The sequence below is a fragment of the Acidithiobacillus concretivorus genome (assembly GCF_018853445.1).
GTDB lineage: Bacteria > Pseudomonadota > Gammaproteobacteria > Acidithiobacillales > Acidithiobacillaceae > Acidithiobacillus > Acidithiobacillus concretivorus.
In genome coordinates this window covers 47038-54991 of the sequence record NZ_JABELD010000002.1, presented here as the reverse complement: position 1 = coordinate 54991, position 7954 = coordinate 47038, and the positions used below count along the sequence as shown (strand labels likewise).

The 7954-nt window shown below is 50.1% G+C and carries 6 protein-coding genes; 5 read left to right on the top strand and 1 reads right to left on the bottom strand.

Annotated features, from left to right (window positions below):
* From HJG40_RS00260 to HJG40_RS00240, 5 genes are all read left to right on the top strand, one after another.
* On the top strand, positions 1-316 hold a 316-nt coding region (locus tag HJG40_RS00260; RefSeq protein WP_215862345.1), incomplete at its 5' end, for an ExbD/TolR family protein.
* A 42-nt stretch (positions 317-358) separates the two neighbouring features.
* Positions 359-2761, top strand: a complete 2403-nt coding sequence (locus HJG40_RS00255; protein ID WP_215862344.1) for a TonB-dependent receptor — start codon at positions 359-361, stop codon at positions 2759-2761.
* A 118-nt stretch (positions 2762-2879) separates the two neighbouring features.
* On the top strand, positions 2880-3614 hold the full coding sequence (locus HJG40_RS00250) for an energy transducer TonB (protein ID WP_215862351.1): 735 nt from the start codon (positions 2880-2882) through the stop codon (positions 3612-3614).
* Between the two features lie 33 nt (positions 3615-3647).
* The gene (locus HJG40_RS00245; RefSeq protein WP_215862343.1) at positions 3648-4454 is read left to right on the top strand and encodes a ribonuclease T2 family protein; all 807 of its coding nucleotides are present in this window, start codon (positions 3648-3650) and stop codon (positions 4452-4454) included.
* Positions 4455-4495: 41 nt separating this feature from the next.
* Entirely contained in the window at positions 4496-6070 is a 1575-nt protein-coding gene (locus HJG40_RS00240; RefSeq protein ID WP_226856770.1) for an alkaline phosphatase family protein, read from the top strand.
* Here the strand turns inward: HJG40_RS00240 and HJG40_RS00235 are convergent.
* Positions 6060-7943: a DUF3857 domain-containing protein gene (locus HJG40_RS00235; protein WP_215862342.1), complete on the bottom strand. Its 1884-nt coding sequence runs from the start codon at positions 7941-7943 to the stop codon at positions 6060-6062. The two genes, HJG40_RS00240 and HJG40_RS00235, sit on opposite strands and share 11 nt — an antisense overlap.
* Positions 7944-7954 lie beyond the last annotated feature (11 nt).

Below are 7954 nucleotides of genomic sequence, written 5' to 3'. Positions count from 1 at the left end.
TTTCATCATGATCACTCTGCAGATGATTCCCGACAAGGGCCTCAATTTGCAGTTGCCCACTTCCAGTGAAGCCCAGAGTCTGCCGCGCCCGCATTTCACCATCAACATCAACAAAGATGGGTCAGTGAATGTGAAGGGCCATCACTACGACCTGGATGGTCTGGAGAAAATGCTCGCCAGCGATGGTGACCCCGGCAAGACCCAGATCACCATTGCCGCTGACAAGGGCGTGCCCTTTCAGGATTTCATTCATGTCATGGACCGCTGCCAGAAGGCGGGGGTGAGTGATATTGGGATCGCGGCGAAAAGTTCTTGAACAACCTGCTTATCATTTGAACGCCTTAAGGAGTTATAAAAAATGTACCGTAAAACAAGTATGCGTCCTTTAACGCTTGCCTTGGCTGCTACTGGCCTATTGGGCTTGATACCTCTTGCCCATGCGGGAGTGACCGCCCAGACGCGCAGCGCCCGCGTGCGGCACAAAACAAACCAGCAAAGTATTGCCGTGGGCGAGGTCTCCAGTAATGTCGTGACACAAGCCGCTTACGCCCAGCCTACGCCAGAGTTGCCCAAACAAAAGCACATTTTCAAGTCAGGTGTTTCTTCAAAGGTGTTAGGCAGAAAAGAAATTGAAGCGGCAGGACCAGGTGCCGGCGGAGCGCAGATGCTGAATTTCGCGCCTGGCGTGAGTACCTTGGCCAGTTACGGGACAGGGGCCGCCAAGGCACAGATTAGTATTGATGGTATTAAACAAGGTTGGGGAAATCCCAAAGGTTCTGAGGCGGCACATAGTATTGCCATTTCTTTTGATGGCATCCCCATGAATAATCCGGCCACTGGACTTTGGCAGTCTCCTCAGGTCAATCAGCCTTCCATCATCCAGGGTATCCACGTCACCTATGGCCCGGGTAACCCTGAAAATCGCTGGTATAACAATATTGGTGGTGGTATTGATTTTGTGCCGATTCAGCCGACCAATAAACCCGGTGCCAGTATTGGTATGAGTTACGGTAGTAACAATTTTAAAAATATTCATTTTGACGTGCGTACTGGTAATTTTGATGGCTTCTCGGCAGTTCTGGCGGGTGGTGTGAGCAGTGGTAACAGTTTCCTTGGCGTTCCTTCAGGAACCAGTTTACTGAGTCCTTCTGGTGTGGTTTTGCCCAGCCATAGTTATGCCTGGTTCCTCAAGATTCGCAAGCGCTTCCGCCGGGGCGATGACAGTTTCGGAGCCTATTTAGCCAAAGGTTCAGCTTACAAGCCTTATGATATTCCTGTATCGGCGGCATCGGGTACGACCATCAATGGCTTTGATAACAAAACCGGTAAGCCCATACCGGGCCCACTGTATAGCCAGCAGACCTCTGGCTTTTACAATGCGGCACCTTACAAAATTGACAGTAACAGCACCTGGATGTTCTACAACAAGCTGAACGTGGATATTGGTGCCGCGACCTGGCTGCATAATGATATCTGGTATCGTTATGGACACCGTTTGCACAATCGTTATGTTTCCTATGCGGTGGGTGCACCAAATACTAACGAGTATAATGATCCTCATAGTGAAACTTACGGAGATAAACTTTGGTTTAATAGTAAGTTACCCTATAACAAGCTGGGGTTTGGTGGTTATTTTATCAAATCCAGAGACAACTCTAAAAATGCCTTCTACAGCCAATATGCACCCTACTATGCCACGCGTTTTGTTCCCAATGACAAGTATCGGAGCAATTTTCTGGATGTGACGGATGTGGCTGCTTTTTTCCAGGATAAAATTCATCCGGTATCCTCTATTGATATCACTCCTGGAGTTCGGGTGGAACAGTTTCAGTTGAATTATACCCCCTTTACTACGGAAACTTTTCCAGAGTCGAGTAAATTATATCCCAAGGGTAATCAGGCCATACTACCAGCGGATTCACGTAGCCTGAGTGCGGTGGAACCTTCGGTGAATATTAGCTGGCGCCCCATTCATCATCTGGCGTTGTTTGCCGGTTATAGTGAGGCTTATCAGACCCCTGCATTCGGCGGTGGCGGCGGTCCTTTCCAGGCTATCCCAGCCAGTTCCATTTCATTGGAAAAAGGACAGAACTATCAGGCGGGTTTCAAGGTCCACGTGGCGCATGATGGTTACCTGCATCATTTTCTGTTTAGTGCCAACTGGTACTTCACCCGCTTCTCCAATCAGTATCTTCCCATTACTTTGACCAATGGTGATGTGATCAATGCCGAAGGTACCTCAGATTATGAAGGTGTTAATATTTATGCCGTGGATAATCCACTGTACTGGCTCCACACCTTTGCCAATTTGTCCTTTCAGAAAGCGTATTTCAGTAATTATACCGTGAAAGGTAAAAGCTATGATGGCCTGCCAGTTGCCAATGTGCCGGACGCAACTTTCAATATTGGGGCTTATGCCAAAAGCTTTGTTGACGGTATTTTGCTGGAGCCGCGTATCTGGGTGCAATATACCGGGCCTCAGTCCCTGTATGACAGTATCACCAAGTCACCTTCGGCTACGGCGAAATTACCTTCTTATACTTTGTTGAACCTGGCTCTACACAGCAAGATTCCCATGCACATGGCTTACTTCCGAAATGTGGGCGTAGATGTGGATCTGCTTAATGTGCTTGGTAACCGCTACAACAGCTATGAATATATCAGCAGTGGCGGTACTTATGGCCCCAACACCAAGGGAGATTTGATTGGTTTGCCTGGGGCACCGAGAACTTTTTATGTAAGCCTGACGGCTAATTTCTAATCAGTTATTTGTTTGCGCCGTAACTCCGGTAACGGTTTTGCGGCGCTATTTGAAAGCTATTGCCCGGCATAGTGCTTCGGTACATTTCCGAGCAATGTCATTCGATGAGGATTAAATGATGAATACCATGGTGACAAATCCTTCCTGGTCGCCTCAAGGACCTGAAAAATCTGAGGGACATTTTGGTAAGGCCCTGCTGGTTGGGGCGGTAATGGAAATTGCGCTGCTGGCAGGTCTGCTGTGGATCAGCTCCGCTCCGCCGCCGCCCAAGCCGGTGGTGAAAAAAATCATTGCTATTCATATGGTGCATCCGGCACCGCCCAAGCCCAAACCCATACCCGTTCCGCGGCCGCCCAAACCGGTGGTGCAACCCAAGCCGGTACCGGTTCCGAGGCCCAAACCTATTCCTCAACCGCGTCCAGTGGTCCATCATACACCGACGCCCAAGCCGCTGATGGCCAAGACGCCGTTGCCGACTGCGCCTGTTGTGCCACCGGCACCGCCGCCTGCGCCGCCCCCGCCCCCGCCCCCGCCCGCACCCAGTATGGCGGCACGGCAGGCAGCATTAGCCCGTTATGCATCTATGGTACGAGCACAGGTTCAGGCAGATGCCCATGTGCCTGAGGCAGTTCGCCTGATGCACTTAAGTGGTACGGCAGTCATTACTTTCCGTTTAACCCCCTCCGGACAATTGCTTTGGGCTAAAATCACCCAGTCCAGCGGTGTGCAGCCGATTGATAAGGCAGCACTGCAATCAGTAAAAGAAGGTAACTACCCACCTTTCACAAAAAACATGCCCAAGCATGCAACCAACTTTACGGTTGAAGTACATTTATCCAGTCATTCCAGTTAATATAAATACCACTTTTCGGGGGGCGTTTTGTCAGTGAATATTTTGCGCGTCATAAAAGCTTCAGTTTTATCTCTTGGTCTTGTAGGGGTTGGCCTATCCTCTTCACTGGCGGCGGCAGACGTTCCCCAAGGCATGCAGAATTTCAACCATTACACCTTTGCCGTCATGTGGCATCCGGGCGTGTGCGCGACCTGGACCAACGCGGGTCCTGCATGCAAGGATTTGTCCCCGGACGCAAAAATAAACCAGCAGTGGACCATGCATGGGCTGTGGGCGAGCCGTCCCAAGTCACTCATTGCTTCCGGGATGAATGGCCCGACCTGGTGGCATTATGGCTGTTATTGGTATAACCCGGGGCATACTCTGCCGAAAGATAGTTGTGCCAATCCGGCTCTGAATTTACCGGCTGCATTACATGTGCGTTTGTATGCAAATATGCCTATGGCCAACATTTGCCTGGATCGCCATGAGTATTACAAACATGTCGCCTGCTTTGGCGAAACGCCCGAACAGTTTTTCCCCAAAGAGTTGGATTTGCTGGATAAACTTAACGCCACGGCGTTTACGGCGTTTATTCGTACGCATCGTGGCCAATGGGTCGCACGCAATGCTATTCTCAAAGCTTTTGCCGAAAGTTTTAAGGTGAAAAATGCGGATGCGCTGGAACTCCGTTGCGAGACGCCCGGCCGTCATACCCATGAACTGGATCGTCAAGGCAATATTTTGACCCAAGCCTGGATTACCATTCACAAAGATAAAATCAATGCATTTCCCGCCCCTGACAGTCTTGAAAAGGGCCGTAAAGGAAATTGTGCTGAAAAAATTCATATACTGAATTAAACCACCAGAATAACGAACTCTCTCTTTTTGATGAGGAATATATGATGGAGCGTCAGAATCGTCGGCAGTTTTTGAAGCAATTGGGGTTAGGCGGTGCAGCAGTAGTTACCGCACCCAAATTAATGGGTGTGGCCCATGCGGGTGGGGTGGATGAAAAAACCGTACTGCGCAAAAAAATTGAGCATGTGGTCATCATTTTTCAGGAAAATCGCAGTTTTGATCATTATTTTGGGACTTTTCAAGCCAAAAATGGTCAAAAAGTCATTAATCTTCTGGATTCATCGGGCAATCTGGATCATCGCTTCAATGGTCTCCAGAAAAATCCGGCCGGAATTGCTTATAGTAACCTACCTTTGCCTTTAGATATTCCTGGCTTTCAGAATGTACAGCTAGCTAATCAACCCTTTCATTTGGCACCCTTTATTCCCGTCAAAGGTAACGTCAACTGGGATCCAAGACATCGTTTTTTCCGGATGATGGCAGAAGTCAATAATGGAAAAATGGACCGCTTTGTAGCTTTGGCTGGGGGTGGCAAAACTCATTTGCATCGCGATGACTTCAAGAAAATGTCGGCAGAGCAGATTGCTTTTGATTTGGCACGTCCCAGTGGACCTGTGCTGGGGCATTATACGGAAGCTGATCTTCCCTTTTATCATCGCTTGGCGCATCAATATACTTTGTTTGATCATTTTTATCAGGCAATGAGTGGTGGTAGCACGGGTAATGCGTTGTATCTTGTCGCCGCGCGTTCCTGCATCAATCCTGGCGCTACAGCGGATATTTGTGCGCCCTTTGATCCGCGTGAAGCAGGCCTGGAACATGGATTTTTTGACCTGCCTTATGACCATCGGAAAATCATGGTCAATGATTTGGCTCCTGTTCAAGGACCCACAGACGCTGGTAGAACGAAAGAGCTGGAAATTTCGCCGCCGCCAGCAGCGCAGACGTATGACAATATTGGTGATCGTTTGGATACGGCAAAGGTTTCCTGGGCCTGGTACAACGAAAATTGGAATAAAGTAAAGCCTTGGGCGCTGAAAACCGCTTTTGGACCGGGAGATGGCTCGGCGGTAATTGATACCAGCCAGTTATACGTTGCCCATCATAATCCTTTCCAGTATTACCCACGCTGGCCGGATTATGTTAAAGCAGGCCATATTCGGGATAGTGATGATTTTCTGGCGGATGCGCGTGCCGGAAAGCTGCCTTCGGTTTCTTTTTTAAAGGCTACCGCATCCCATGATGAACATCCTGCGGATTGTGCGCCCGCTTATGGTATGGAATGGGTGGAACAACTGGTGCGCGCTGCGGCTGACGGGCCGGCCTGGGATAAAACCGCCATATTTATCACCTATGATGAGGGGGGTGGTTTCTGGGATTCGTTACCTCCGAAAGTAGTGGATGATTATGGATTTGGAACACGTATTCCCGCCATGTTGATTAGTCCTTGGGCGCGGAGTGGTCTGGTGGATCATCATCTGGCCAGCACTGCCAGCATTCTCAAGTTTATTGAAACGCGTTTCGGTCTGGAGCCTCTGAATCATCGTGATCGGGATGCTTATGATATGTTAGGTGCCTTTGATTGGGATCAGCAGCCCAAGGATTTCAGCGTTTAAGTTTTTTCACCAGCAGTAACCCCTCGCGGGTACTGCTGGAGCTTAATATTGCCAGTTGATGCAAGGCCGGGTAGTCCTTCGCACTGACCACAAACTCCGGTAGTTTCAGCCGCTGATCAATTTTGAGCGTTTGTCCGGACAGTGCGTAGTGAATACTATAGCTTCCAACGGATGTTTGTACGTCGATATTTTTCGGTAAATAGGCGGGCTGATAACCTTGCGGTAATTTTAGGGAAATATCTGATTGCATATTGCTAGGGTTGATTAAACTTGGTGTTGTGCGGACACTCTCTGCGGTAAAGGCCTGCAAAGGCTTGGCCATGGACGTATCCGTGGGCATGATCATGGCAACACTTTGACCGGGTATAAACAGGCCGTCTTTTACGGCGCTGGTTTTCAGGCCCAGAGGTTGGTCGAGCTTTTCCCGATTCTGAAATGCCATGCTTTGTAGTTGCCCAAGGTCTCCCTGTTCATAAAAACCGTTGCGCAATCCTTTCATCAACATGCGTCCCTTGCTGCCCATCAGGGCGGAGCGAATGTCCTGGGCGGCATAACCCCGGCGTATTTCGACGGTCTGGTCGCGCATGGTGCCGGAGGCGCTCAGGCGGAGTTGGGTATGTTGGTCGATGAGCGGCAAGCTGAGATCGGGCAACGGGGTTTGCGTCATGCGTGGATTTTTTCCGGTGATGAGCGCCGGGCGGCCCGCATCTTCCAGGGGCAAACTATGGATGCCGGCATAGCGCGAAGTGGGATCCAGAAATAAATGATAAGCGGGCACGTACACCAGAAAATGACCAAAGGCAAAAGGATCTACAGCAGGGTAGGGGTGAAAGCGTGCGGAGGTGGAAATGATGGCCGGTGCTGCCTCAATATGGACGGCGTGCAAAAGGGTGCAGAGCAATGCCGCATTGGCATTGCTGTCGCCAACTCCGCGTTGCAGAGTGCTGCTCGCACTGGGTGGCGTAAAGCCTGCGTTGGCGTAGTTGATAGATACTGAATGAATGTTTTTTTGCATCCAGTGATAAATAACTTTGACCGCATCCAGCCCCGTTGCTCCATGCGCAATATGTTCAGCAGCTTTTTGCAATTCCGGGGTCATTTGCATAGAGGGGGTAGCAAGCTGATTGTAAGCCTCGGCGACATCAGTCCAGTGTTCTGCCGTCGAAATCACCGCCAGGGGCGCATATTGCGTCATGGCCGGACTCCCCAGTGGTGGGTAGGAAACTTTATTGAGGCTGGTTTCAAATGATCGGCTGGTCATATTTTTAGCGTGACGGATGGACACGGCATGCCAGGCATCGCCTTGCTGTGCGGCATACAGTTTTTGTGATGTGGGTGCGTGCAAAATGATTTGTGCTTTGCTGACGGGCACATTGGGGGCCAAAAGCGTGCTGATGGCGTAGATGCCCGGCAAATAGGGATGATTGTAATGGATAGTGTAGCGGATGTGCAGCGTATCTCCGGGTGCTACGGCCGGAAAGACTACACTCTGAATGCGACCATCACTTAAAAAGGGGGCACTCAAGGCATCCGGGCTGGATTGGGTATAAATAGCGTCGGCCGGTACGGAATGTTTAACGCCAGAGGCCGTTTCCGTATAGGCTTCGAGTATGTGCACCTGGGCAAAGTTGGCTGGATAGCCAATTTGCATCTGGGATTGTGATTGAACACCAGCCATGGTCAGCGGTTGAATCACCCGGTCAATGTTGTCGGTATAAGCACCATTTTTCTGGACACTCAGTTCCTGGCGCAGGAGTAGCACCTGATAATTCACCTGGGCGGGTTCCCGGGCAAAAGCCAAATTTGCGCTGGCATTCAGAAGAATAAAACCGGCAGTCAATAAAGCCGCTTTACGCGTAAGATGATGGGTCATGTGCAGGTTTC

What these genes read in the sequence shown, in the direction of transcription:
- HJG40_RS00255 (WP_215862344.1), top strand. Translation starts at nt 359, where the DNA reads ATGTACCGTAAAACAAGTATGCGTCCTTTAACGCTTGCCTTGGCTGCT.
- HJG40_RS00250 (WP_215862351.1), top strand. Translation starts at nt 2,880, where the DNA reads ATGAATACCATGGTGACAAATCCTTCCTGGTCGCCTCAAGGACCTGAA.
- HJG40_RS00240 (WP_226856770.1), top strand. Translation starts at nt 4,496, where the DNA reads ATGATGGAGCGTCAGAATCGTCGGCAGTTTTTGAAGCAATTGGGGTTA.
- HJG40_RS00235 (WP_215862342.1), bottom strand. Translation starts at nt 7,943, where the DNA reads ATGACCCATCATCTTACGCGTAAAGCGGCTTTATTGACTGCCGGTTTT.